The sequence below is a fragment of the Kitasatospora sp. NPDC001225 genome (assembly GCF_053597855.1).
Window position 1 is genome coordinate 1 of the sequence record NZ_JBSFJC010000415.1, and the last position, 1,709, is coordinate 1,709.

The window sequence follows — 1,709 nt, forward strand, 5'->3', positions numbered from 1 at the left end:
GTCCCTGACCGGCGGAGCGACAGCATTTCGGCTGCCGCCGGCCTCGACGGGTGCCCTCCTCCCGGCAGCGTTCTGGAGGCTGACTGTGCGTGCCGGTGGTGTTACGCTCCCAGTAAGAGAGAGTCGACTCTCACTTGTTGGCCGGAAGGGCACTCGTCCGCCCTGGTCCGGACGGGCAAGGAGAGCACGGCTCCGTCAAGCGTTCACTGCTCTTGTGGCCCTTCGGCCGGCGAGGAGAGACCATGACCGCCCCAGCACCGCAGTTACCCTTCGAGCGCCCCAACGCCCTGGACCTGGCGCCGCTGCTCGCGCGCCTGCGCGAGGAAGGCCCGATCGCCCGGGTGACGACACCCGCCGGCGACCCGGCCTGGCTGGTGACCCGCTACGAGGAAGCCCGGGAGATCCTGAGCGACACCCGGTTCTCCCGGCTGCGCCCCGACACCGAGGGCGCCCCGAGGATCTCGTCCTCGGCGCTGCACACGCGCCCCGCCCCCTCGCCGGAGGAGGAGGACCGGGAGCACACGCGGATGCGCCGGATGCTGGCGCCCGCGTTCAGCGCGCCGCGGATGCGGCGGCTGGGCGAGCGGATCGGGGAACTCGCCGCGTCCTGCCTGGACGCGATGGACAAGGAGCGTTCGGGGGATCCGCGACGCGCCGTCAACCTGCACGACCACCTGTCGTTCCCGCTGCCGGTGATGGTGATCTGCGAGCTGCTGGGCGTGCCGGTCGAGGACCGTGGCCTGCTGCGCGGCTGGTCCGAGCGGATCGCCGCGCTGTACGGCGGGGCCGACGGGGCCGCCGCCATGGCCGAGTTCGAGGCGTACGTGTCCGCCATCGCCGAGGAGAAGCGCAAGCGGCCGGGCCAGGACGTGATCAGCGACATCCTGGCCGTACAGGCGCAGGACCCCTCGTTCACCGAGGAGGAGATGGCCCGCCTGGCGGTGGGGCTGCTGTTCGCGGGCCACGAGACGACCTCGGCCCGGATCGACCTGGGGGTCCTGTTCCTGCTGAGCGACACCGGTCGGCGTGACCGCTTCGCCGCCGACCCCGAGGGGTCGGCCCGCGCCACCGTGGAGGAGGTCCTGCGGATGGCCGCGCCCGGCGCCCTGGGCCTGACCCGCTACGCCCGCGAGGACGTCACCCTCGCGGGGACGGCGATCGCGAAGGGCGAGGCGGTGCTGGTGGCGATCAACGCCGCGAACCGGGACGGCCGGGCGTTCGAGGAGCCGGACGCCTTCGACCCGTCGCGTTCCCCCAATGCGCACCTCGCCTTCGGGCACGGCGGCCACTACTGCATCGGCAACGCGCTGGCCCGCACCGAGATGCAGATCGCGCTGACCGCGCTGTTCCGGCGCTTCCCCGGCCTGCGGCTGGCGGTGGACGCGCACAGCCTGCGCGACCACTCCGAACGGCTGGCGGGCGGCCTCGGCGAGGTCCCGGTCCTGTGGTGAACGGGGAGCGGCAGCGCGAGCGCCCCGCCGCGCGGGTGGTGGCGGACACCTCGCGGTGCGTGTCGTCGGGGCAGTGCGCGGTGACCGCGCCGTCGGTGTTCGACCAGGACGAGGCCGGGCAGGTCGTCGTGCTCGCCGCCGAGCCCGTCGGACGGGCGGCGGAAGAGGCCCGGGAGGCGGCCGCCAGGTGCCCGGCCTCGGCGCTCCGGCTGGATCCGGCGCGCTGACGGCCGGTGGTGTCGGCGGCCCGGCGGGGCC

2 protein-coding genes are annotated in these 1,709 nt (G+C 74.3%); both read left to right on the forward strand.

Annotation, left to right across the window (positions count from 1 at the left end; all coding sequences use genetic code 11):
- Window positions 1-242 precede the first annotated feature (242 nt).
- Complete coding sequence (locus ACWDCZ_RS41055) at window positions 243-1,451, forward strand: cytochrome P450 (protein WP_449818683.1); 1,209 nt, start codon at window positions 243-245, stop codon at window positions 1,449-1,451.
- Complete coding sequence (locus ACWDCZ_RS41060; RefSeq protein WP_259316337.1) at window positions 1,445-1,678, forward strand: ferredoxin; 234 nt, start codon at window positions 1,445-1,447, stop codon at window positions 1,676-1,678. Before ACWDCZ_RS41055 ends, ACWDCZ_RS41060 begins: the two co-directional genes overlap by 7 nt.
- Window positions 1,679-1,709: the final 31 nt, after the last annotated feature.